This is a genomic window from Enterococcus sp. DIV1420a (assembly GCF_051712165.1).
GTDB classification, from domain to species: Bacteria; Bacillota; Bacilli; order Lactobacillales; family Enterococcaceae; genus Enterococcus; species Enterococcus faecalis.
On the sequence record NZ_JBIOOI010000001.1, the window covers coordinates 961,971 to 986,046 of the forward strand.

Below are 24,076 nucleotides of genomic sequence, written 5' to 3' on the forward strand. Positions count from 1 at the left end.
AACTTTTATGAAATTCAATACCAAATTAATTCATGGCGGCATTAGTAAAGATACAACAACAGGTGCAGTGAGTGTTCCTATTTATCAAACATCAACCTTTGAACAAAATGGCGTGGGCCAGCCAAAAGAATATGAATATTCTCGTTCAGGTAATCCCACACGTCACGCGTTAGAAACCTTAATCGCTGAGTTAGAAGGTGGGAGCCATGGCTTTGCGTTTAGCTCAGGCTTAGCTGGTATTCATGCAATCATTTCTATGTTTGGACCCGAAGATCATATTTTATTAGGTGACGATGTCTATGGGGGGAGTTTCCGTTTATTGGATAAAGTATTTGTAGCAAATGGGTTAAGCTACACGATTGTAAACGCCAGCGACTTATCAACAATTGAAGCCGCAATTCAGCCAAATACAAAAGCCTTGTTTTTGGAAACACCAAGTAATCCACTGTTAAAAATTACAGATATTGAAGCGGCGGCTAAGCTTGCTAAAAAACATCAGTTGTTAACTATTGTCGATAATACATTTGCGACGCCTTATTTTCAACGGCCGTTAGCGTTAGGTGCTGATATTGTCGTTCACAGCGGGACAAAATATTTAGGGGGCCATAGTGATGTAGTCTCTGGTTTAGTCGTAACGAATCATCCAGAAAGCGCAGAAAAGATTGCCTTTTTACAAAATGCGATTGGTGCTGTTTTAGGACCACATGATAGTTGGCTGGTCCAACGTAGTTTAAAAACATTAGGCGTCCGGATGGCAGCGCATGCCCAAAATGCTCAAAAAATCGCAGAATTTTTAGAAGCGCATCCAGCGGTAGCAACGGTGTATTATCCAGGACTAGCGAGTCATCCTGGTCACGAAATTGCGCAAAAACAGATGTCGGGATTTAGTGGCATGATTTCTTTTGAATTAGCCAAGGATGAGCAAGTCGTTCCTTTCGTAGAAGCGTTGGAAATTTTTACTTTAGCGGAAAGTTTAGGTGGCGTAGAAAGTTTAATTGAAGTACCTGCCATTATGACTCACGCATCTATTCCCAAAGAAAATCGTGAAGCTGTGGGAATTAAAGATGGACTCATTCGTTTATCTGTAGGAATTGAAGCAGTCGAAGATTTATTGGCTGATTTAGAAAAGGGATTACAAGCATAAACAAAAGGCCCTCGTCTTTAGACGAAGGCCTTTTGTTTATAATTCTTCCCCATTCGTAGCAATCACTTGTTGATACCAAGCAAACGATTTTTTCTTTCGCCGCTCCAACGTTCCGTGACCATCGTTGTCTTTATCTACATAAATGAAGCCATACCGTTTCTTCATTTCGCCTGTACTAGCGCTCACTAAATCGATGAATCCCCAAGGTGTGTAGCCCATCAAATCAATGCCGTCATACGCAACGGCTTCTTTCATCATCTCAATATGTTCACGTAAATAAGCGATTCGGTAAGTGTCGTTAATCGTTCCGTCTGATTCTAGCTCATCAATAGCACCAAAGCCATTTTCGACAATAAAAAGTGGTAATTCATACCGATCATTGAACCAATTCATTGCATAGCGTAAGCCCATAGGATCGATTTGCCAGCCCCAATCAGATGTTGCTACATAAGGATTTCGCACCAAGTCTTTTGCTTCATTGTAGTCAAAAGTAGGGGCCTTTTCTGCACCTTTCACAGCAAATGACATGTAATAGCTAAAGCCAATATAATCAACACAGCCATTAGCTAAATCAGTTAAATCTTCTTCTGTGACATCTAATGAAATGTTTTTTCGTTTCAAATAGCATTGAATTGCACTTGGATAATGACCGCGGACATGAACATCGGTAAACCAATAACGTTTTTGCATTGCGCTAACACTCATCATCATATCCTCAGGATTACAAGAATAAGGATAAATAGGCACCATCGCAATCATACAGCCAATTTGGAAGTCGGGATTGATAGCGTGGCCAATTTTCACTGCACGTGCGCTAGCGACTAGTTCATAATGAGCAGCCTGATACATAATTGCTTCGCGGTCTTCTCCTTCCTGGTAAGCAATACCAGAGTTAGTAAAAGGTGCAAAATCTTCTTCATAATTGGCTTGGTTGTTAATTTCGTTAAAGGTCATCCAATATTTGACTTTTTTCTGGTAACGAGTGAAACAGACTTCAGCAAATTTGACAAAAAAATCAATGACCTGGCGATTGCGAAAGCCGCCATATTTTGTGACTAAATGATAAGGCATTTCAAAGTGAGACAGTGTCACGACTGGCTCAATGCCATTTTTCAAACACTCGTCAAAAAGTGCATCATAAAAACGAAGGCCTTCTTCATTGGGCGTTTCTTCATCTCCGTTAGGAAAAATTCGTGTCCAAGCAATAGAGGTTCGGAAACAATTTAAACCAAGTTCTTTGAATAGTTGAATATCTTCTTGATAGCGATGGTAAAAATCAATCGCTTCATGGTTAGGATAGTGTTCATCTGGTAAAACGCCTGCGGTAATTTTACGAGGGACGCCATGTGCACCGGCAGTCATTACATCCGCCACGCTCACCCCTTTACCGCCTTGGTCCCAGCCTCCTTCTAATTGATGAGCAGCGACAGCGCCGCCCCAAAGAAAATCATTTTTCAAAATTGACATATCGTTTCAGTCCTTTGTTCAAATTTTTATACGTTTTGTGCTTCGACTTTTTCAAGGGTTTCTTCAGTAATCGGTTGATTGGTTTCTTCTGCGTAGTTAAGTGCATCCATTTTTTTAGCAAACGGTAAATAGATAAAGAAACTCATCGTCAGTACCACTACTTGAAGCAACGCTGCTTGCCAACCACCAACTAAAAGTCCAGAAATGATTGGAGGAGTAGTCCAGGGAACTTGTACCGCAGTAAAGAGAGGAACCAGTCCTGTGTACAAGGCAAAATATGTCACAACAGAAGAAACAATCGGTGTGATAATGAATGGCACAGCCATGATTGGGTTCATCACGATAGGTGTAGCAAAGACAATTGGCTCGTTAATATTGAAAACAGCTGGCCCAATTGAAAGCCGACCTAATTGCTTAAACTGAGCTGATTTGGCAAAGAAAACCATGAACACGACTAACCCGATTGTCATGCCCGCACCAGTGACCGTTAAAAATTGATCTAAAAATTGTTGTGTAACAATATGGCCACCATTAGCCAGTGTTAAGTCTTTTCCAGATTTCAAAATTTCGGTGTTTTCTAAAGAGTTTGCTTGTAAAATAGGACCCATGATGCCGCCAACGATTGTTGACCCGTGAACACCGAAAAACCAAAAGAGCGGAATGACAAAACCTAATAGTAATGCGCCACCTAGTGAATCTGTGACTCCTTGAAGTGGTGATTGTAGCACTTCGTAAATAAAGTCAAAGAATGTCGTATTGAAGACTTTATCTAGAAGAATGAAAATTAGCATTGCACCAGTTACAATGACGCTGGCAGGAATTAACGCAGTAAAGGAATTGGCCACATTTTCTGGTACAGCTTCTGGTAATTTGATACGAATATCATGACGTAAAAACCAACTATATACAACGCCGACTAACAAACCAACAATAATAGCTGTAATCATCCCTTTGCCAGCTGTCCAATCTTTGTTGATGACATTGCCAACTACTGCGCCAGAAACCGCATCTTTGACTTCAGATGACATAAACAAAATGAAAACCACCATGGCAATCATGCCCGCTGGGAGGCCTTCAAATCCCTCGCTTTTTACATACGAGTAGGCAATACCGATGACCGCAAATAACGACATAATCGCAAAAGATGCCCCATATGCTTGATTGAAATAAACAGCCAGACCGCTTGCGTTAACCCATTCAGAAATAGCTGTAACTGGGAAATTCGCTAATAGAAGAAACACGGAACCAACAATGGTAAAAGGCATCGTGTAAAGCATCCCGTTCCGTAAGGCAGTAATTGCTTTGGTATTGACGAATTTTAGTACTGGAGGTAATAATTTCTCGTTAATCCATTCGTTCATAAAAATCTCTCCTTTGAAGAATAATATAAATGCAAATGTATCCGTTTACACATTTACTATATAAGGTTATTTGAAGAAAAAATAGACTTTTGCCTGAATGAGAAACATGTACCAAGAAAAAAAACAAAAAAACTCATGCTGTTTTAGACAGCATGAGCTTTTGTGAAAAACAACTAGAAAGGTGTTTCATCTAGTTCCTTTAAAAGTTGACTTGCTTGATGAGCTAGGAGTTCAATTAAAGCAATGACAGGGATTTGAGTGGTTGTATTGACTGATTTATCTGCAAATGGAGAACGTTCGTCGGGCATATAATAGGAGATGTTGTAGTCAGCCAAGCGGGCAATAGTTGAATGTTGATTGTTGGTAATGCTTAGCACTTTGGCGCCAGCTGTTTTAAAATCGGTCATTTGTTTAATCATTTCATTGGTTTCCCCAGATACAGACAGAATCAAGGCTAATGTATTTTCAAATCCGCGCTTGGGGATAGGCGTAAAGGGATCAGCAATACTGTAAGAATTGATATTTAAGTTGGCAAAATAACGACTGCCATAACTACCTAAAATTCCGCTAGTACCAATGCCAGTAAAGGCAACGTGACGTGCTTGAACAATCATTTGAATTGCTGGACGAAGCATTTCGTAATAGGTTTCTTGGTTTAATTTTTTTAAAAAAGCATCGACGTGAACCGTGGCATCATAAAAATTTTCAAACGTTTGTGTTTGTTTGGCTTCTTCTTTCACTGCATATTTTAATTCGGAAAAACCAGCATAGCCCATTTTGTTACAAAATCGTAGAATCGTTGAGGTGGAGACATGACAGGAAGTAGCCAGTTGGCGAATGGTCTGTTGAGGGATTTGGTGCAGGTGTTCCAATACATAATGGTAAACGAGCATTTCTAATTCATTCAAGGTCTGAACCTTCTCTAAATCAAACAAAGTAATCCTCCTTTATATAAAAACTGAATATGTTATTTTTTTGTGTAAATCAAATAAACCAATTCTTATTTTTCTTGAAAAAAATGTAAAATAACTCAATAAAAAGTTTCTTATTTCCTATTTTACAAAAAGTAGCCCAATTATCCTAGTTTTTCTCTTTTTTCTTTTAAAAATAACAATGCGCACCCCTAGAGTTTTTTGAGAAAACAAGCTAAAATAGATAAGAAGAGAAAAGGAGGCGTTGATGTGGCACGGGAAGTAATTTTATTTATTGCAGCGAGTATTGATGGTTTCATTGCGGACAAAGCGGGCGGTGTTGCTTGGTTAGAAGAGAATATTCGTGGCGATGAAGAAGATCGTAGTTACGATGAAATGTATGAAAAAATAGACACTGTGGTAATGGGGCGGACTACTTATGATCAAGTGACACAAGAATTGTCCCCAGATGTGTATTTTTATGAAGACAAGCATTCTTATATCATTACCTCTCATCCAGAACCATCAACTGCTTCAAGAACTTTTACCAAGGAAGATCCAGTCACATTAATTCGTCGTCTCAAAGAAGAAGACGGCGCGGGAATTTGGATTGTTGGAGGCCCAAAAGTGGTTCAACCGCTTTTGGCAGCTGATTTAATTGATACCTTCATTTTGACGACAATACCACTGTTTCTGGGTGAGGGCATTGCTCTATACGAGACAATGGCTCAATCAATCCCAGTTCGTTTAAAACAGGTTTATCAAAAAAATGAGTTGGTTTATTCGATTTATCAACGTGAAAACAAAAATTAAAAAATAATTATTCGGTTGGGCAAGTTGCTTTCAAGGTTTTGAGTTTCTCATAGGGCGAGAGGAACAAAGCAACAGTTGTCTAGCCGTTTGTGTTGTTTTTGATTGACAAAGAAATGGTAGAGGAGAAAAAAATGAAACATCAGATCAAAAGAAGGTTGTATATTTCACCTGTTCAAACAATTGTCTTAGGCTTTTTTCTATTAATTGTTGTAGGCACAATCTTATTAATGATGCCTTTTTCTGCACAAGCTGGACAAAAAACGCAATGGATTGATGCTTTTTTCGTGGCAACTTCCGCCGTCTGTGTTACAGGGCTTTCGCCTTTGAATACGGCGGAACATTGGAGTCCTATCGGGCAAGTTATTATTATGATTTTGATTGAATTAGGCGGCTTAGGCTTTTTAACCGTTGCCACGATTTTCTTTAGTTTGCTGCGGAAAAAAGCGTCACTAAGTGTACGGATGTTGTATCAAGAAGCTTTAAATGTTAGTGAAGTTTCCGGAGTTTTTCGTTTAATGAAATATATTATGAAGTTTGCGGCCATTATTCAATTACTTGGAGCCTTCTTGTTGTCCTTTCAATTTGTGCCAACATTTGGGTGGAAAAAAGGGTTGTTTTTTAGTCTCTTCCATGCCGTTTCGGCATTTTGTAATGCTGGCTTTGATTTGCTAGGGGATAGTATGGTTCCTTATCAAAATTCGCCTTATCTTTTACTAGTTATTAGCTTTTTAATTATAGCTGGCGGCTTAGGATTTATTGTGTGGCGCGATATTTTTGCAATGATTAAAGGCTATAAAAATAAAATTAAGCACCGTGTTAGTATTCATACACGCCTTGCTTTAACGGTGACCGCCACCTTTTTAGTCTTAGGGACCGTTATTTTTTACATTTCAGAATATCGCCATTTTCCAGCTGACATGTCTTTTTGGCAGCGTCTTGTCAACAGTTGGTTCTTGTCGGTTACACCAAGAACGGCTGGCTTTTATTCAGTTGATTATTTGAAAATGAGTAATCCAGGCCTGATTGTCACGATTTTGTGGATGTTTATTGGTGGCACTTCAGGATCAACCGCTGGCGGCTTGAAAACCACTACGTTTGGTGTGTTATTTTTACAATTTCGTGCAATTTTTAAAGGGAAACAGCGAGTGGAATTCCATGAACGCACAATTCCTGAGCGAGTAGTGCTCCAAGCGTTTACTTTGTTCTTCTTGGCAACTTTTTTATGTGTAACTGCTTCGGTTATTCTCTCGTTTACAGAAACATTACCTTTAAAAAACGGGATTGAGTATATCGTTTTTGAAGTGATTTCTGCATTTGGAACGGTCGGTTTAACAATGGGGTTAACACCAGATTTAACTGTTTTTGGTAAACTGGTGATTATTTTTCTAATGTTCGTCGGTCGTGTGGGTGTGTACACGGTGTTATTGTCATTAATTAAGAAAGGCTTGGAAAGTCAGTCGAAAGTTCAATATCCAAAAGAATCAGTGATGATTGGTTAATAGAGAAAGAGGGAAATAGAATGGAATTTTTAGGTATTTTATGTTTGATTTTAATTACAACGACTTTAGCAGGTGTTGCTTGTAAAAGAGTAGGAATTCCTGCAGTAATTGGGCAATTGCTAGTAGGGATTGTGTTAGGTCCAGCGATGTTAAATATTGTGCATCAAGATGTGTTTGTGCATGACTTTTCAGAAATTGGTGTCATTATGCTGATGTTTATTGCTGGAATGGAATGTGAATTGGAATTATTGAAAAAATATGCGAAACCTAGTGTCATGGTCGCTATTTTGGGGATCGTTTTACCGGTTGGTTTTACTATGTTGATTGGTCAGCTGTTTGCTTTTTCTTGGAAAGAAGCTTTTTTCCTTGGGTTAGTTTTAGCAGCAACGTCGGTCAGCATTTCAGTAGAAGTATTAAGAGAGTTGAATGTTTTAAGTAGTAAAGAAGGTGCAACGATTCTTGGGGCTTCCGTCGTTGACGATATCGTGGTCGTGATTATTTTAAGTGTCGCTGTCGGCATGATTGGTGCAAGTACAGGCGGCAATACAGAAGTCAGCTTTATTGTTAAGTTAATTGAACAAGGCTTATTCTTTATTGGGATTTTCTTTTTGGTCCGCTTTATCGCTCCCTATTTACTACGTTTAAGTCAAAAAATGAACATTGGGTCGTCTGTGATTATCATGTCATTGATTATCTGTTTGGGCATGGCTTATTTGGCTGATTTAGTTGGTTTAAGTTCTGTCGTAGGTGCCTTTTTTGCAGGGATTGCTGTGGGACAAACGGATGCAAAAACAGAAATTGATTTCAATATTGAAGCTATTGGCTATGCCGTGTTTATTCCCGTCTTCTTTGCCAGCATTGGCTTATCAGTGACATTTAACACGTTAGGAAAGGATTTACCTTTTATTTTGGTAATGACGATTATGGCGATTTTAACGAAATTACTGGGCGGCGCCTGGGGAGCGAAAATGGTTGGTTTCTCCAATACAAGTTCTTTAATGGTCGGTGCTGGGATGGTTTCGCGTGGGGAAATGGCATTAATCATTGCGCAAATTGGTTACCAATCTAAATTACTTTCAGAAGCGTATTATACGAGCATGATTGTGGTAATTATCTTAACGACCTTAGTTGCACCGTTCTTATTGAAATACTTTGTTAAAAAACAAGAATCTGCGTTGCAATAAAAAAAGATGAGCAGAAGTTGTTGACAAAAAAATAAAATAGCTATATGATGAGTTCAAGATAAACGACTACATTTGTAGTCGATAATCTTGAACTCTTTTTTATTGATGAAGGAGGAATTTAACGAGTATGGCAAAAGATAAATTAGCGACAATTACTGATGCAGAGTGGGAAGTCATGCGGGTTATTTGGACCCAAGGCAAAACCACGAGTCGTGAAGTGCATACACTTTTAAATGAGAAGAAAGAATGGAAATCAACGACCGTCAAGACGTTACTAAGTCGTTTAACAGATAAAGGGTTAGTTGGGACGGAGAAAGCAGGCAATAAATATATTTATTATCCGCTAGTAGAAGAACGTCGGAGCGTTGAAACGGTGGCAGATGAACTTTTAGCCAAGGTGTGCAGCCGTAAAGTTGGTTCCGTGGTAGAAACAATTTTAACAGAGAGTCAGTTGAGTTATGACGATTTGGATCGATTAGAGGAACTCTTGAAAGAGAAGCGCAAGACGGCGGTTGAATCCGTCCCTTGCAACTGTATTCCTGGTCAATGCCAATGTCATTTAATTTAAAAAGGAGTGAAAAAAATGGAAAGTAAAACGTTTGATATTGAAGGGATGAGCTGTGCTTCCTGTGCCCAAACGATTGAAAAGGCTACGGCGAAGTTACCTGGGATGGCAAAGGCAAGTGTCAATTTAGCTACGGAAAAATTAAGTGTCACGTATGATCAGACGGCAGTCACAGAAGAAGAAATTAAGGAAGCTGTGTCAGATGCTGGCTACAAGGCGATTAGCCCAGCCCAGCAACGAACGTTTGCGATTGAAGGAATGAGTTGTGCTTCCTGTGCCCAAACGATTGAAAAAGCTGTGAACCAATTATCTGGTGTTCAACAAGCGATTGTTAATTTAGCCACGGAAAAACTGGTGGTTAGTTATGACGACCATCAAGTAACGAGTGCTGAAATTATCAAAGCAGTTACGGATGCAGGTTATCAAGCGACAGAAGAAGTCGCTGCAGGTGCAACAGCGGACCAAGATCGTGAAAAGAAACAAAAACATATTGCTGAGATGTGGCAACGTTTTTGGATCTCAGCGGTGTTTACAGTACCCCTTCTTTATATTGCGATGGGACATATGGTAGGCTTACCATTGCCGGATTTTTTGAATCCAATGACACATGCGACGACCTTTGCAATGGTTCAATTGATTTTGACGTTACCCGTCCTATATGTCGGCAGAGAATTTTTCACAGTTGGTTTTAAAGCATTATTTAAAGGGCATCCGAATATGTTTTCTTTGGTAGCTTTAGGAACCAGTGCTGCTTTTGTGTATAGTTTATATGGCACAGTCATGATATTTTTAGGAGACACAAGTTTTACAATGGCTCTTTATTATGAATCAGCGGGTGTTATTTTAACTTTAATTACATTAGGAAAATATTTCGAAGCTGTTTCAAAAGGGAAAACCTCAGATGCGATAAAAAAATTAATGGGTTTGGCGCCGAAAACTGCTCATATTTTACGTGATGGGGCAGAAATTGAAGTGCCAGTTGATGCTGTTCAGTTGGATGACATTGTGATTGTTCGCCCAGGAGATAAAATCCCTGTTGATGGAGTGATTGTTTCAGGCAGTAGTTCTGTGGATGAAGCCATGTTAACGGGCGAAAGTTTGCCTGTTGAAAAGAAAGTCGGTGATGCAGTAATTGGTGCTAGCATCAATAAAAATGGCAGCTTTCAATTCAAGGCGACAAAAGTGGGAAAAGAGACGGCCCTTGCCCAAATCATTCAATTAGTGGAAGATGCGCAAGGCTCAAAAGCGCCGATTGCACAATTAGCTGATAAAATTTCGGGTGTTTTTGTCCCAATCGTCATTGGTTTGGCTGTTCTTTCTGGCTTGGCTTGGTTCTTTTTAGGACAAGAGTCATGGATTTTCGCTTTGACAATTACTATTTCTGTGTTAGTGATTGCTTGTCCTTGTGCGCTCGGCTTGGCAACGCCGACTGCGATTATGGTGGGGACAGGTAAGGGCGCTGAAAATGGCGTTTTAATTAAAAGTGGGGATGCTTTAGAAACCACTCACAAAATTCAAACAATCGTGTTTGATAAAACAGGGACTATTACAGAAGGCAAACCGGTGGTTACAGATATTTTAGTTGCTGATTCAGCACTTTCAGAAGCTGAGTTACTAACATTAGCAGCTTCTGCAGAACAAGGATCAGAACATCCTCTAGGTGAAGCAATTGTGGGAGCGGCTAAAGAACGTCAATTGCCATTAGTAGAAGGAAGCGATTTTTCAGCGATTCCAGGTCACGGCATCCGTGTGACAATCAACGAACGAGTCCTACTTTTGGGCAATATAAAATTAATGAAAGAAGAAGGCATTGAGCTATCAACGTTTGTTCAACAAGCGGATCGTTTGGCAGAAGAAGGGAAAACCCCAATGTTTGTGGCAAAAGATGGTTCGTTTGCGGGTATCATTGCGGTAGCAGATACTGTGAAGGATAGCAGTCAAACAGCCATTGCACGTTTGCATAAAATGGGGATCGAAGCCGTGATGATTACGGGAGACAACAAACGTACTGCCGAGGCGATTGCAAAACAAGTAGGTATCGATCGTGTCTTAAGTGAAGTTTTACCAGAAGATAAAGCGTTAGAAGTGAAAAAACTACAAGCAGAAGGCAAAAAAGTTGCGATGGTGGGTGACGGTATTAATGATGCACCAGCACTTGCCCAAGCAGATGTGGGGATTGCTATTGGTTCAGGCACAGATGTTGCAATGGAATCGGCCGACATTGTGCTAATGCGTAGTGATTTAATGGATGTGCCTACAGCAGTTGAATTAAGTAAAGCGACCATCAAAAACATCAAAGAAAATCTTTTCTGGGCATTTGCCTATAATACATTAGGTATTCCAGTGGCTATGGGTGTGTTACACTTATTTGGTGGACCTTTGTTAAGTCCGATGATTGCAGCAGCAGCTATGAGTTTTAGTTCAGTCTCTGTCTTACTAAACGCCTTACGCTTAAAAGGATTTAAACCTTCGACGGTGAAAAAAACTAGTGGAAGTCAAAAATAAAATTGAAAAGGATGAAGTGAAATGGAAAAAACAGTAAAAATTGATGGGATGAAATGTGATGGCTGTGTTCAAGCGGTCACTGAAAAATTTAGTGGAATTGACGGCGTAACGAATGTTGCGGTTCACTTGGCAGATCAAACAGCCGTTGTGACAGCAGATCGTGAAGTAAGCCAGGATGAACTGAATACCACGTTGGCAGATACAAAATTCAAGGTTGTCAGCGAATAACAAAAAAACAGGGCCTACCATCATGAGTAGACCCTGTTTTTTTGTTATGGAAGTTTTGCTTTGATTTCCTGATAAATCTTAGTTGTTTCTTGACCCTCACGCGCAGTATAATAATAAACTTTCTTCCGCGTTTCTATTTTCAGAATCGGATGACTTTTTGTATAAATTAGTAAATAAGCAGGTTTTCCAGCGACTTTAAATTCTCCTGTTAAGTAACTATCTGTCGCAGCACCCATTGTGCGGATGCGTTCTTGAGGTAAGTCATCAATCAAAGAAACAGCAGTGATTTGGTTAAAAGGAATTGACCTTGTTTTTGCTAATGGGGCAGATAACTCAATTTGTTTATTTTCAATAGTTGCTTGAAAGGCATGACTAGAAAAATCATTTATAAACATCGGCACTGTGGCAAAGAACAGCACCGCAATCGTTAAAATACCAGTAGCGGCTAGAATAATTTTCCCAGCAGGCCGTCCTAGGTTAATGGATAAATTCATACCAATGCGATCAGGAACCATGATTTTGGGGTCCTTTGGATTGATATAAATCCCATACCGCCAATATTGATCATCATCCCCATAGCGATAATCGCCAGCCTGTAAAACGAATTGATCTTGTTTTTTGCGCATTGAAAATAGGTAGTAGAAGAGAAAGCCTACATAAACAAACAAAAGAATAAAATAACAAAAAGTAAGAGCCATCGCAACCGTATAATCAATTACAATTGTGAAAGTTGGTAAAATGGTTAGCGGTGCAAAAACTAAGGCTGATAAAACCATTAAAACAGACCAATGATGACGAAATAAATCATTGATTTGCTGATTAATTTTTGAGTCACTAGTTAGCGGTTTGACAGGTAAGCGCGCAATAAAATAATAGCCGCCAATGAACAAACTTAACATCAAAACAGTAATTAAGAAAAGAATCCAGGAACCAATCGCCGTTTGCAAGGAATAAAAGCCCCCAGCAAAAGTAAGAATAATTGCAGGTAAAAACCACCAAAATGAAATAAGTTTCTGGTTTTTATTTAAAACTAATTGCGTATCGATTAAGAGAGGACGCTTAGGTAGCAACCAGCCGTTTTGCATTTTTAAAGCGGCCATTTTGCGAATATAAACGATTTGCAGATAGTAGCCACTGCCAATAAAACTAAATAAAAGTAACAGAAAAAGGAACAATAAAATCGAATCATAAGGAATAAATAACAAAGGTAAACTAAGAACACTAAAAACGGCTGCTAGTTGAACCAAGCGTTTTTTATAACGTTTTCGGATTGCTTGAACGCTGGGATCTTGTAGTTTATCTTCTGGTAAAGTGTTTTCCAAAATAATATTTTTGTGAGGATTTGCATAAATCCCCATAGTAAATGCCATAAAAAAAGCGACAGAAACTAGGATGAAATAAAAGAATACCGCCATTATAATGCACGCCCTTTCGAATCAAAATTTTGATAAATTTTCTGAATAAGTGCTTGGATTTCTGCTTCGGATTGCTGATGTAAAAAACTTTCAGCCAACAGAAGTTCTAAACGCTCATGCAATTGCTGTTGCCAAACAGCGGTAGCAGGTAACTTTGCGGCAATTTTGGTGCCGTTACGACGGTCAGTCACAATATAACCTGATTGCTTTAACTTATTATAAGCTTTTGAAACAGTCATCATATTGACCCCGATTTCGTCCGCCAATTGTCGGATAGAAGGCAAACTTTCATTGGGAACCAGTTCACCTTTGGCAATGCCTACAATGATTTGATCAATGAGTTGCTGATAGATGGGCTGTTCGCTTTGTTCATCTATTTCTAAAAGCATCGAATCACTCCTGTCTTATTTGTGTTATCTGTATTATATATCCTAATACAAAAAGAGTTGGAAAGCAAGGAATTTAGAGTAAATGGTTGTTTCTGTTTAAAGAGAAGCATATAATGAAGAAGAACGTAAAATGAAAGGACGATGAAAATATGACAGCAATTGAACCAAAATTAACAGAGAAATTCCATCAAGATTTCTTGAACAATAATAAACAAAATGCCTTACAACGTAGTGTAGTAAAAAATGGTATCAGCGCTTCAGGTGAATCTGTACAAGGAGCCGTGAATAACGTACCCGTCTTTTCAGTCGACTTAGCTACTGGAAAAGTGGCCAATCAAAAACAAAGCGGTCGCTGCTGGATGTTTGCGGCATTAAATACATTTAGACATAGAATGTTAAATGCGTTTCAATTAAAAGATTTTGAATTATCACAAAACTATACATTTTTCTGGGATAAATATGAAAAATCAAATTATTTCTATGAAAATATTATTGCAACAGCCGATCAACCGTTGACTAGTCGTAAAGTGGCCTTTTTATTAGCTACACCACAACAAGATGGTGGGCAATGGGATATGATCGTTTCAATTTTTGATAAATATGGCGTAGTGCCTAAAACGGCAATGCCTGAAAGCAGCAACAGTTCCAATTCACGTGATTTAAACAACTATTTAAATAAAAAATTACGCAAAGATGCAACAATTTTACGTAGTTTAATTGAAAAAGGCGCTTCTGCTGAAGAAGTCCAAAAAAACAAAGAAGCAATGTTACAAGAAATTTATAATTTCTTAGCAATCTCTTTAGGAACGCCGCCAGAAACCTTTGATTTTGAATACCGTGACGAAGAAAAAAATTATCATTTGGATCAAAATCTAACACCGCAAACATTCTTTGAAAAATACGTTGGCGTTAATTTACATGATTATGTAAGTATTATTAATGCTCCTACAGAAGATAAACCCTTCAACAAAACATACACTGTTGAAATGTTAGGGAATGTTGTTGGCGGCAAAGAAGTTAAATATTTAAATGTAGAAATGGCTGCTTTCAAAAAATTAGCTGCTGCACAATTGGAACAAGGCGAATCTGTTTGGTTTGGTTGTGATGTCGGACAATCTTCAACACGTGACACAGGAATTATGGCATTAGACGTTTACGATATGAACGATCTTTTTGATATTGATTTTACGATGACTAAAGCAGAACGTTTAGACTTTGGTGAAAGCTTAATGACACACGCCATGGTTTTAACAGGTGTTGATATCGTTGATGGTCAAACAACAAAATGGAAAGTGGAAAATAGCTGGGGCGAAAAAGTCGGTGAAAATGGCTTCTTCGTTATGAGCGATGCGTGGATGGACGAATACACTTATCAAATCGTTGTGCACAAAGATTTATTAACTGATGAACAGAAAAAAGCTTGGGAACAAGCGCCAACTGTTTTGGCACCTTGGGATCCAATGGGAGCATTAGCATAAAACAGAAAAAGAAGGCCCCCGCCGTCATGGCGGGGCCTTCTTTTTACGTTGGGCGGCGAACTTCACGGATTTCGCCCAATGTTGTATAATCATTGCCTGCTAAACGAGCAATCGGTTGGAGTTTTTCAGGTAAAATGTACTGATGTTCTTCATCGAAAACGGCTGAATCAAAATAGAAATCGGTAATTTCTACAATGAATAAATCCGTAATAATTTGACCTTCATGGTTAGCAATAGGTACATATTGATGCAAGCGAGCTTCCATCCGAATCGGCGCGGCTTTGATTGCTGGAACAGCAACAGTCTGGCTGGCAATGGTTTCAATACCGAATGTGTCAATTTCACTGATCTCTGCTGCTAAAGACGCCGAAGTCTGATTCATTTGAGTAAGAACGTCTTCGTTAACGAAATGGATGACAAGTTCTTTAGTAGCCAAGATGTTTCGTGCCGTATCTTTAGGCGCTTTGTCTGGTCGTAAAATGGACAACGTTGCTAAAGGAATTTCAGCTGCCGCTGCATTAAAGAAACTAAAGGGGGCAGCGTTGACGATACCTGTGGCTGTATCTTGTGTCGTAACCCAAGCGATTGGCCGAGGAATAATACTTCCTGATAAAAATTTATACGCTGTTTTTGCAGATAACTCGTTACTATTGTAATGAATCATAGGAGCCTCCTAGAAAAATACTAATTTCGTTGAACATTCGCATCTGAAGTATCGAAAGGACGCACAAATTCTTCAATCCCTGCCCGTTTTGGTTCTAAAAATGGCGGTAATGATAATTTTTCACCAGCGTGTTCATAGGTTTCATCCTCTAAAAATCCAGGACCATCGGTTGCCAGTTCAAATAAAACATGTGTTGCTGCCAAGAAATATTCAGATTTAAAGTAAAAACGTTCCACAAAGCCAGAATTAGGAAATTCCAAACGATTAATTTTTTCAATCCAGAAACGTAGTGCTTCCTCATCGGCAACGCGCAAGGCTAAGTGATGGACATTGCCGTAGCCTTCTTGAGCCGCTGGCAAATCTTCCCGATGCTCTACAATGATGCTGGCACCATTCCCACCTTCGCCAACTTCAAATAAATGGAAACTACCTTCAGCATCAATCAATTTGAACCCTAAAACTTCAGTTAAAACTAGTTGCAGATGTTCGTAATTTTCGACAGTTACAAAGGCTGGTCCTAAGCCGATTAAAGCATGTTCACTAGGGACGTTAGATTTTTTCCAAGGCGTGCCGGCTGCAACACCTTGGTTCTTTTCATCAGAAATAAGTTGGTAACGTTGATTGTCAAAGTCTTCAAATTCTAAATACTTTTTACCAAAACGTTCTTGAATTTCTCCATGATCAATTGCATATTCATTAAAGCGTGATACCCAGTAATCCAAAGCAGCATCATCTTTTACACGGAAGGAAGTACGAGAAATTGTATTGGTTCCTTTGGCTCCTTTAGGTAAGCCTGGAAAGTCAAAGAAAGTCATATCTGTTCCGGGAGAGCCGGCATCATCAGCAAAAAATAAATGATATGTTTCAATATCGTCTTGGTTAACAGTCTTCTTAATTAAACGTAGACCTAAAATATCGGTGAAAAAGTGATAAATTTTTTCAGCACTTGAAGTCATGGCAGTGACGTGGTGTAAACCTAAAATTTGTGTATTCATAATAAAAATCCTCCTAAAAGAAAAATAATTTTTTAATTAATTAACTTACTAAAAGTAAGTTTAAATGATTAGTCCTAAAAATGCAAAATAAATGTCTCGAATTCGAACTATTATTTTTTAGTTGATTTTTTAAAAAAATAAGAATATAATAGCCTGAGATATTTTAATACATAAACTTTCGTAAACATCGCCGGATGCTTGCGACTAAAGTGTTAATGAACAGTTCTTAGGCCATAGCTGAACTGTTTGTTGGCACTTTTTTTGTTTGGAAGGGAAGGAAAACAAGATGAGTAAAGCTTGGTTAAAAGTTATTTTTGGCGCTTTTTGTGAAGTGATTTGGGTCATTGGCATGAAGCATAGTACAACATGGTGGGAGATTTTAGGGACAGTAATCGCAATCTTTATCAGTTTCTATGCGCTGATTAAAGCAGGAGAGGAATTGCCAGTTGGCACAGCCTATGCTGTATTTGTCGGCTTAGGTAGTGCTGGAACTATTGTAACAGATCATTTTTTATTCCACACACCATTGGGCATAGGAAAAGTTCTTTTTCTGTTGCTGTTATTAATAGGTGTGATTGGCTTAAAAATGGTAACTGGAAATAAAGAGGAGGAAACAAGATGAGTTGGTTATACTTAGTTATTGCAGGCTGTTTTGAAATCTTTGGCGTAGGTTCAATTAAATTATTTACAACAAAAAAAGACTTACGTTCATTGTTAATTTTAATTCTAGCGTTTAGTGGTAGTTTCTTATTTTTATATTTAGGGATGAGACAATTACCGATGGGCGTTTCTTATGCGGTTTGGACAGGAATTGGTACAGCAGGAGGCGCTATTTTAGGAATGCTCTTAGGTGAATCAAAAGACCTACGCCGGATATTTTTTATTTTTTTAATCATTGTTTCTGTGATTGGTTTAAAATTAATTGGTTAGAAAGCAAGAGAACATTGTTTGGATTATTGAAAGACCGGTGAGTAAAATTTAAAAAGAGACAGAACCAAATGCGGTGTTCTGTCTCAAAATAGCTTTTATTTTACAAGGTTACTATAACGTGTCGCAAATTCATTGTTGTAGGACTTGCCGTTGACATCTTGACCAACGTCCCAATTTGCAGACCAAGTCATTAAGCCACGGATAGGATTACCGTCTTTTGCTAACTGATCAAAAGTTTTGGCTACAGGGGTAGCCTCAACGACATAGCCGCTACCAGCAGCATCCCGATTTGCTGGTAGACCAAGGACTAATTTATCGTTTGGTATCTGTAGATAGCCGCGCGTGCCATGGATTAATGAATCAGACATATAATAGAGGAATTCGTATTTTAGAGCATCGTTGCTTTGAGCAACCCAAGTCATAATTTCATCGACCCAGACACCGTCGCCGCCTTGGTTATATAATTGTGGGGCAATGTAATCATAATAACCATTTAGGGAAGTAATGTATGTTTCATAAGCGGCACCAGGTTTTAAATAAGGGAATTCTGGCGCCATCGTAATGATGAAATTTTTTCCTTGTGCTCGATAATGGTCTTTGACTATTTTCAATGCAGCAGGGATGACGGTTTGGTTGTCGCCAGCAGTAATCGCCAATTGCTCTAAGTCAATGTCTAAACCATCAAAGCCGTATGTTTCCACTTGACGAATGATTTCATTCGCAAAGGCTTGTTCATCGCCTTTGACTAATTGGATATGTGCATCTGCTCCACCAAGTGCCAATAAAACTGCGCGACCTTGACTATTTAATTGTGCGACTTCTTGTCGGAAGGCAGTGTCTGTTTGGTTATAAGGCTTGAACGTAGGAATCCGTGTCGTGCCATCGCTTTTCATGAAGGAAACCGGTACGACATTGTAGGCTTGATTTACTTCTGAAAGGTTCAGCGATGCTGATGTTCCTTGTTTGTAACCATCGCGTCCTTTTGAGGCCCAGTTATGCCAATATCCAACCAACACTTTTTTGCCAGAGATATCTACCATCGTATCCGCAGCATCTGCAGAAGCTTGAGTAGGCGTTAACCACAAGCCAACTGCAACGGTTGAAAGAAGGAGAAAAGCAGGAATTATTTTTTTTAGCTTCATTTTTTGAGAACTCCTTTAATGTAGTTTAAGATGTGAGTATTTTTACTGAATGTTCACATCAATCGCTTGGTAAAAGGCGTTCACCGTATCACCAATGCCCCAGACAGCGTAAATGACATGATAACCTTTGCGGTCTGTCGGAATATTAATTGTTTGTTTAACAACTTTATTAGGAACTTCTTGTTTACCGTCAATTGAAGCAATTTTGTCGAAGTTTTTAATGTCTAATGGTTGATTGGGATTCCAGCCATTTTTAGTAATATAGTAATCCCAAGAAGCAGTTCTATGTTGGGCAGTTAAGTTCCAAGTGATGTCAAGGGGACCTGTTGTAATGTTTGTTTTGTGCCAACGAGTAGCTGTTTGTTCATCCAAAGGTTCAAAACCTGAGACACCTGCACTGGCTAATTTACCAGTAATAAACGTATTTTTGGGCGCTTCGATACTTTGAGGTTCCCATTGTGCACGACCAACATTTGTATTTAAGTTACCACCAGCAGAACTACCAAAGAAAGCACGACTTCCAGGACTTGCTACGTAACCATGAGCCTCCGAAACAGTAGGGGCCAATGCAGCGCCACCTAAAACAAAACTAAAAGCCAGGACGATTGTTAATAAACTCTTTTTCACGAAAAAAACCTCCTAAAAAATTATTTTGTATGCGCTTACAGATAGGAATATAACATAATAATCTTTCGGATACAAATAATAAGAAATGTTATTTTTAAAAATAAAACAATATTTTTTAAGTAATATTAAGAATGTTTTTAAATAATATAAATAATAGTGTTTTTCAAAGTTTTGTTAATTTTTCATTCGGAATCGCAATTGAAGAAATCACGTGGTATACTTTTAAGAAGAAACAATGACACGAAAGTAGCCATTGGAAAAAGGAGATTATTTCGTGGGAAAAAAACATACATCCTCTTATGAAGTTGCCTACTATGACGGCGATTTTACTGGTGCAATGAAGATACCGGCTTTGTTAGCGGTTGTCATTAAAGTATCAGAAGAACAAACAGAATTACTAGGAAGAGATGCGGCTTATGTCGCTCAATTTGGTCTAGGCTGGGTCATCACCAATTATGAAATAGAGATTCACCGCTTACCAAAAGTTGGTGAAAAAGTAGCAATTACAACGCAAGCTATGAGTTATAACAAATATTTTTGTTATCGTAACTTTTGGGTTCATGATGAAGAAGGCAATGAATGTGTCTTTGTGAAATCAACCTTTGTCTTAATGGATCAAAAAAATCGGAAAATCAGTAGTGTGTTACCAGAAATTATTGCACCTTTTGATTCTGAAAAAATCACTAAAATTTATCGCCATGAAAAAATTGAAAAGGTCACAGAGGGGAACTTTTTACCTTATCGTGTGCGTTTTTTTGATATTGATGGCAATCAACATGTTAATAATGCGATTTACTTTAATTGGTTATTGGATGTGTTAGGGTATGACTTTTTAACAACGCATCAACCGAAAAAAATTCTTGTGAAATTTGATAAAGAAGTAGAATATGGCCAAGAAGTCGAAAGTCATTACGAAATTGTCGAACAAGAAAATCAGTTGAAAACGCGCCATGAGATTCGGATTGATGGTCAAACCTATTGTGAAGCGAATATCGATTGGACCAACTAAGTTGAGATGACGGTTTAGAAAAATAAAAAGTTACGCAGAGGAGGAAGGACATGATTCGCTTAGGATTAACATCTTTTAGTGAACACGACTATTTAACTGGAAAAAAACGGGCCACGCTTTATGAATATGCCAGTCATTTACCACTAGTTGAAATGGACACGGCGTATTACGGGATTCCTCCCAAAGAACGAGTAGCTGAATGGGTCAAAGCAGTTCCCGAAAACTTTCGCTTTGTCATGAAAGTTTATAGTGGAATCAGTTGTCAAGGTGAGTGGCAGACCTATTATGCAAGTGAAGAAGAAATGATCACCGCCTTTTTAGAAAGTATGGCCCCATTAATTGAAAGTAAAAAATTATTTGCCTTTCTGGTACAATTTTCAGGAACATTTGGTTGTACGAAAGAAAATGTCGCTTACTTGCAAAAAATTCGTCACTGGTTTAAAGACCTACCCATCGCCATTGAATTACGAAATAATTCATGGTATCAACCAAACTTTGTAAAACAAATGTTGCAATTTATGAAAGAAAATCAATTTTCACTTGTGATTGTAGATGAACCGCAGATTCCTACGAATCCAGTGCCCTTTTATCCTTATGTAACGAATCCTAATCTCGTGCTCTTCCGGTTTCACGGACGTAATGCGGCTGGCTGGTTAGCCAATGATGCAGAGTGGCGAAAAAAAAGAACCCTTTATCATTATAATACGCAGGAAATCGCTGATTTAAGCGAAGCTGTTTTAAAAATGTCGCAAGAAGCTAAAGAAGTGGGCGTAATTTTTAATAATAATTCTGGCGGCGATGCCGCAGAAAACGCTCTACAGATGCAAAAAGTCTTGAATTTGAGTTACGATGATTTGAATCCAAAACAATTAGATTTATTTTGAGAAAGAAGGTAGCTGAATGTCTGAAAAGCAATCCCCTTATGAAATGGCTTGTGCATTCCACGAGGTTTTTAATCCACAACAACCAGAGCAACCAACTGCTTTTTCGCCAGAGTTAGCCAGTCGACGAGCAGAGTTTAAAGTTGAAGAACTTGTAGAATTTTTATATAGTGCTGCTGATAATGACCAAGTACTTTTTCAACAATTGGTCAACGGATTAAAAAAATCTGTCGATAAAGCAGAGCAGAAAGTCTTGGCGAAAGGCAAACCAGTATCTGATCCTTTAGTGGAGGAAGTGGATGCACTAGTTGATTTATTGTATTTTACTTATGGTTCGTTTTGCTTAATGGGCGTCAATCCAACAAAAATTATTGAAATCGTTCATCAAGCCAATATGGGGAAATTATTTCCAGATGGGCAGCCACATTATGATCCAGAAACAAATAAAGTATTAAAACCTGAAAATTGGGAACAAGATTTTGCGCCAGAAGCTAAAATTAAAGCGGAAATTCAACGCCAATTGAAAATTACTGAAACCAATGAAAAAGACGAATGAGAAAACTCATTCGTCTTTTTCATTAATCATGGAAGAACGTCCGATATAAGGCTTTGATGGCTTTTTCCTCTTGTTCTTTTTTGATACCAAACATAATACTTACTTCCGAAGATCCTTGGTTAATCATTTCTAAGTTGATTTTTTCTTTGGCTAACGCCATTGTACTTTCAGCAGTAACCCCAATTCGTTGGCGCATGCCTTCCCCGACAATCATAATCATGGAAAGGTGATGCGTGATGCGTAACTCATCAGGCGCTAAAACTTCTTGGAGTTGGGCCATCAGTTGATTTTCAATTTCAGTTGTTAACTGGTCTTCTCTTAAAACAATCGTGATGTCATCAATTCCTGAGGGCATATGCTCATAGCTCAAGGCTAATTTTTCTAGTACTTCTAAGAGCCGTCGCCCAAAACCTAATTCTCTATTCATTAAATACTTACTAATGTAAATACTTGCGAACCCTTGATCACTAGCAATTCCTACAACAGGAGCATGCTTCACTTTGCGAGAGGTGGTAATTAGGGTGCCAGGATGATGTGGGTTGTTGGTATTTTTGATAACGACTGGAATATTTGCGCGATAGGCAGGCATTAAGGCTTCGTCGTGGAGGACGGCAAATCCTGCATAAGCTAACTCCCGCATTTCTCTGTAGGTCAATTCTTGAATCGTTTGAGGCTGTTCAATAATTCCAGGATGGGCGACATAAATTCCGTCCACATCGGTAAAGTTTTCATACAAATCTGCTTGAACACCTGCGGCAACAATGGACCCTGTGATATCGGAACCGCCACGAGAAAAAGTACAAATTTCGCCGGCTTCTGTATAACCAAAGAAACCTGGAATAACCAAGATTTGTTGAGTCTCACGATAGGCACTAATTTTCTCTAAAGCTTTTGGTAAAATGCGGGCATTGCCTGGCTCAGGTGTCACTAGGAGACCTAATTCTTTTGGACTAATGTAGCGAGCATCTAAGCCATTCTGATTGAAAAAACTGGCAACAACTTTTGCATTATTGTCCTCGCCGCTAGCTAAAAAATAGTCAAATAAAAAAGCATTGTTTTCTTTTGGTAAAGTGGCTAATTGGCGAATCGAAATAGCAATATCAGCTAAAACTGCTTTATCCAAGTGTAATTCATCAAAAAGATCTTCATAACGACGAATGATGGCAGAGATTGTCGATTCAATTTCCTCATTATTTAAGTAGCGCTGATAGTATTGAATCAATAAATCAGTCACTTTAATATCTTGCGGGGTTCGCTTTCCAGGAGCAGATACAACGACAAACGTTCGGCGCGGCTCTTCCTTGACGATTTGTAAGACTTTCTGTAACTGTGGTGCTGATGCTAGCGAGCTACCGCCGAATTTAACTACGTTCACGTTTATCACTCCTGTTTTTAATTATTTTCTCATTTGTAGATTAGTAAAAGGATACCGAAAAACATTTAGAAAAGCAACCACTTATTTTCAGAAAGTTAGGAAATCATGAAAATATTTGTTCTTCATTTTTCCTTAAAATTTTGTTAAACTGTAAAGATATGAGTCGTAACGAAGGAGTTAAATAGTATGACAGAATCCAAAACTGCCATTATTTTTGATATGGACGGTGTCCTAGTAGATAGCGAAGCTTATTATTATGAGCGACGTAAAGCATTTTTAGCGGAATTTGATTTGACCATTGAGGACCTAACCTTGCCAGAATTAGTCGGTGCGGATATGCGTTCATTATGGCAAAAGATTGAACAAGTCAACAAAAAAGAGCTAGATATTGCTTTTTTAAATGAACAATACATAGCCTATAAAAAAGCGCATCCGATAGATTATTTAGCTGTGCTTGATGAAAATGCGAAACGTGTTTTACAATTTTTAAAAAGACAAGGCTATAAAATCGGATTAGCTTCTTCTTCCACAAAAGACGCAATTGAAGAGGTTTTGACAGTGGGGCAATTAAGTAGTTATTTTGATGCGGTCGTGAGTGGGGAAGATTTCGAAGAAAGTAAACCGGCGCCGGATATTTATCTGCACACGTTACAAGAATTAGCTGTTGCGCCACAGGAATGTATAGCCATTGAAGATTCAGAAAAAGGCATTGCCTCTGCCAAAGAAGCTGGGCTAGAAGTTTGGGCGATGCGCGATGAACACTTTGGGATGGATCAAAGTCAAGCGGATGCCTTCTTAACACAACTAAGTGATATTTGTAAAAAAATTAGTGAAAATCGGATCGATGAAAGCAGTGAATCAACCCCTTCGTAAGAAGATCGCGGGTTTTCTTAAAAAAGTTTGTTATAACTAGTGAATGAATATACAGTTTGTGCTAT

General features: G+C 38.5%; 24 protein-coding genes. 14 read left to right on the plus strand and 10 right to left on the minus strand.

What is annotated here, in order from left to right; genetic code table 11:
• The first annotated feature begins 7 nt into the window (after positions 1 to 7).
• Complete coding sequence (locus IGI80_RS04920) at positions 8 to 1,144, plus strand: cystathionine gamma-synthase (RefSeq protein ID WP_002358342.1); 1,137 nt, start codon at positions 8 to 10, stop codon at positions 1,142 to 1,144.
• A 36-nt stretch (positions 1,145 to 1,180) separates the two neighbouring features.
• On the opposite strand, the gene genA is transcribed toward IGI80_RS04920, so the two are convergent.
• From genA to genR, 3 genes are all read right to left on the minus strand, one after another.
• Complete coding sequence (gene genA / locus IGI80_RS04925; RefSeq protein ID WP_202569430.1) at positions 1,181 to 2,611, minus strand: 6-phospho-beta-glucosidase GenA; 1,431 nt, start codon at positions 2,609 to 2,611, stop codon at positions 1,181 to 1,183.
• A 26-nt stretch (positions 2,612 to 2,637) separates the two neighbouring features.
• Positions 2,638 to 3,972 carry a PTS sugar transporter subunit IIC gene (gene genB, locus IGI80_RS04930; protein ID WP_002355207.1) on the minus strand — a complete coding sequence of 445 codons (1,335 nt, stop codon included), beginning with the start codon at positions 3,970 to 3,972 and terminating at the stop codon, positions 2,638 to 2,640.
• Positions 3,973 to 4,145: 173 nt separating this feature from the next.
• Entirely contained in the window at positions 4,146 to 4,907 is a 762-nt protein-coding gene (gene genR / locus IGI80_RS04935) for a MurR/RpiR family transcriptional regulator (protein WP_002355208.1), read from the minus strand.
• Between the two features lie 198 nt (positions 4,908 to 5,105).
• Between genR and IGI80_RS04940 the strand changes: the two genes are divergently transcribed.
• The 6 genes from IGI80_RS04940 (at position 5,106) to IGI80_RS04965 (ending at position 11,677) form a co-directional block, all read left to right on the plus strand.
• Positions 5,106 to 5,696 (plus strand): dihydrofolate reductase family protein, encoded by a 591-nt coding sequence (locus tag IGI80_RS04940; protein WP_002386047.1) that lies wholly within the window; start codon positions 5,106 to 5,108, stop codon positions 5,694 to 5,696.
• Positions 5,697 to 5,827: 131 nt separating this feature from the next.
• Positions 5,828 to 7,195 (plus strand): TrkH family potassium uptake protein, encoded by a 1,368-nt coding sequence (locus IGI80_RS04945; RefSeq protein WP_002379039.1) that lies wholly within the window; start codon positions 5,828 to 5,830, stop codon positions 7,193 to 7,195.
• Positions 7,196 to 7,215: 20 nt separating this feature from the next.
• Positions 7,216 to 8,379, plus strand: a complete 1,164-nt coding sequence (locus tag IGI80_RS04950; protein WP_002355211.1) for a cation:proton antiporter — start codon at positions 7,216 to 7,218, stop codon at positions 8,377 to 8,379.
• Between the two features lie 127 nt (positions 8,380 to 8,506).
• The gene (locus IGI80_RS04955) at positions 8,507 to 8,947 is read left to right on the plus strand and encodes a CopY/TcrY family copper transport repressor (protein WP_002358353.1); all 441 of its coding nucleotides are present in this window, start codon (positions 8,507 to 8,509) and stop codon (positions 8,945 to 8,947) included.
• 15 nt (positions 8,948 to 8,962) lie between these two features.
• Positions 8,963 to 11,449 carry a heavy metal translocating P-type ATPase gene (locus tag IGI80_RS04960; protein ID WP_438722743.1) on the plus strand — a complete coding sequence of 829 codons (2,487 nt, stop codon included), beginning with the start codon at positions 8,963 to 8,965 and terminating at the stop codon, positions 11,447 to 11,449.
• Between the two features lie 21 nt (positions 11,450 to 11,470).
• Positions 11,471 to 11,677: a heavy-metal-associated domain-containing protein gene (locus tag IGI80_RS04965; protein WP_002355215.1), complete on the plus strand. Its 207-nt coding sequence runs from the start codon at positions 11,471 to 11,473 to the stop codon at positions 11,675 to 11,677.
• Between the two features lie 44 nt (positions 11,678 to 11,721).
• Here IGI80_RS04965 and IGI80_RS04970 read toward each other — a convergent pair whose 3' ends face one another.
• Positions 11,722 to 13,092, minus strand: a complete 1,371-nt coding sequence (locus IGI80_RS04970) for a DUF5808 domain-containing protein (RefSeq protein WP_002358355.1) — start codon at positions 13,090 to 13,092, stop codon at positions 11,722 to 11,724.
• Positions 13,092 to 13,481, minus strand: coding sequence for a GntR family transcriptional regulator (locus IGI80_RS04975; protein ID WP_002358356.1), 390 nt, complete (start codon positions 13,479 to 13,481; stop codon positions 13,092 to 13,094). Before IGI80_RS04975 ends, IGI80_RS04970 begins: the two co-directional genes overlap by 1 nt.
• A 149-nt stretch (positions 13,482 to 13,630) precedes the next feature.
• Here IGI80_RS04975 and IGI80_RS04980 point away from each other — a divergent pair, with 149 nt between their 5' ends.
• Positions 13,631 to 14,959, plus strand: coding sequence for an aminopeptidase C (locus IGI80_RS04980; RefSeq protein ID WP_002358357.1), 1,329 nt, complete (start codon positions 13,631 to 13,633; stop codon positions 14,957 to 14,959).
• Between the two features lie 43 nt (positions 14,960 to 15,002).
• On the opposite strand, the gene IGI80_RS04985 is transcribed toward IGI80_RS04980, so the two are convergent.
• Both IGI80_RS04985 and IGI80_RS04990 read right to left on the minus strand, forming a co-directional pair.
• Positions 15,003 to 15,623 (minus strand): flavin reductase family protein, encoded by a 621-nt coding sequence (locus IGI80_RS04985; RefSeq protein WP_033598101.1) that lies wholly within the window; start codon positions 15,621 to 15,623, stop codon positions 15,003 to 15,005.
• 20 nt (positions 15,624 to 15,643) lie between these two features.
• A complete protein-coding gene (locus IGI80_RS04990; RefSeq protein ID WP_016615908.1) occupies positions 15,644 to 16,618 on the minus strand; it encodes a ring-cleaving dioxygenase in 975 nt (324 codons plus the stop codon).
• Positions 16,619 to 16,883: 265 nt separating this feature from the next.
• On the opposite strand from IGI80_RS04990, the gene IGI80_RS04995 reads away from it, so the two are divergent.
• Together IGI80_RS04995 and IGI80_RS05000 are read left to right on the plus strand one after the other, a co-directional pair.
• A complete protein-coding gene (locus tag IGI80_RS04995) occupies positions 16,884 to 17,240 on the plus strand; it encodes a DMT family transporter (RefSeq protein WP_002386054.1) in 357 nt (118 codons plus the stop codon).
• Positions 17,237 to 17,548, plus strand: coding sequence for a DMT family transporter (locus tag IGI80_RS05000; protein WP_002355223.1), 312 nt, complete (start codon positions 17,237 to 17,239; stop codon positions 17,546 to 17,548). Before IGI80_RS04995 ends, IGI80_RS05000 begins: the two co-directional genes overlap by 4 nt.
• Before the next feature lie 95 nt (positions 17,549 to 17,643).
• Here IGI80_RS05000 and IGI80_RS05005 read toward each other — a convergent pair whose 3' ends face one another.
• Positions 17,644 to 18,690, minus strand: a complete 1,047-nt coding sequence (locus IGI80_RS05005; protein WP_002364979.1) for a chitinase — start codon at positions 18,688 to 18,690, stop codon at positions 17,644 to 17,646.
• A gap of 42 nt (positions 18,691 to 18,732) precedes the next feature.
• On the minus strand, positions 18,733 to 19,317 hold the full coding sequence (locus IGI80_RS05010) for a lytic polysaccharide monooxygenase (protein ID WP_002355225.1): 585 nt from the start codon (positions 19,315 to 19,317) through the stop codon (positions 18,733 to 18,735).
• Between the two features lie 274 nt (positions 19,318 to 19,591).
• Here IGI80_RS05010 and IGI80_RS05015 point away from each other — a divergent pair, with 274 nt between their 5' ends.
• From IGI80_RS05015 to IGI80_RS05025, 3 genes are read left to right on the plus strand one after another with little or no spacing between them, the layout of a single operon-like run.
• Complete coding sequence (locus IGI80_RS05015; RefSeq protein WP_002355227.1) at positions 19,592 to 20,326, plus strand: acyl-ACP thioesterase domain-containing protein; 735 nt, start codon at positions 19,592 to 19,594, stop codon at positions 20,324 to 20,326.
• A 50-nt stretch (positions 20,327 to 20,376) separates the two neighbouring features.
• Positions 20,377 to 21,210, plus strand: a complete 834-nt coding sequence (locus IGI80_RS05020; protein ID WP_002358361.1) for a DUF72 domain-containing protein — start codon at positions 20,377 to 20,379, stop codon at positions 21,208 to 21,210.
• A 16-nt stretch (positions 21,211 to 21,226) separates the two neighbouring features.
• Entirely contained in the window at positions 21,227 to 21,763 is a 537-nt protein-coding gene (locus tag IGI80_RS05025; protein WP_002355230.1) for a haloacid dehalogenase, read from the plus strand.
• A gap of 22 nt (positions 21,764 to 21,785) precedes the next feature.
• On the opposite strand, the gene IGI80_RS05030 is transcribed toward IGI80_RS05025, so the two are convergent.
• Positions 21,786 to 23,138, minus strand: a complete 1,353-nt coding sequence (locus IGI80_RS05030; protein WP_010713599.1) for an aspartate kinase — start codon at positions 23,136 to 23,138, stop codon at positions 21,786 to 21,788.
• Positions 23,139 to 23,324: 186 nt separating this feature from the next.
• On the opposite strand from IGI80_RS05030, the gene IGI80_RS05035 reads away from it, so the two are divergent.
• Complete coding sequence (locus IGI80_RS05035) at positions 23,325 to 24,011, plus strand: HAD family hydrolase (RefSeq protein WP_002407443.1); 687 nt, start codon at positions 23,325 to 23,327, stop codon at positions 24,009 to 24,011.
• Positions 24,012 to 24,076 lie beyond the last annotated feature (65 nt).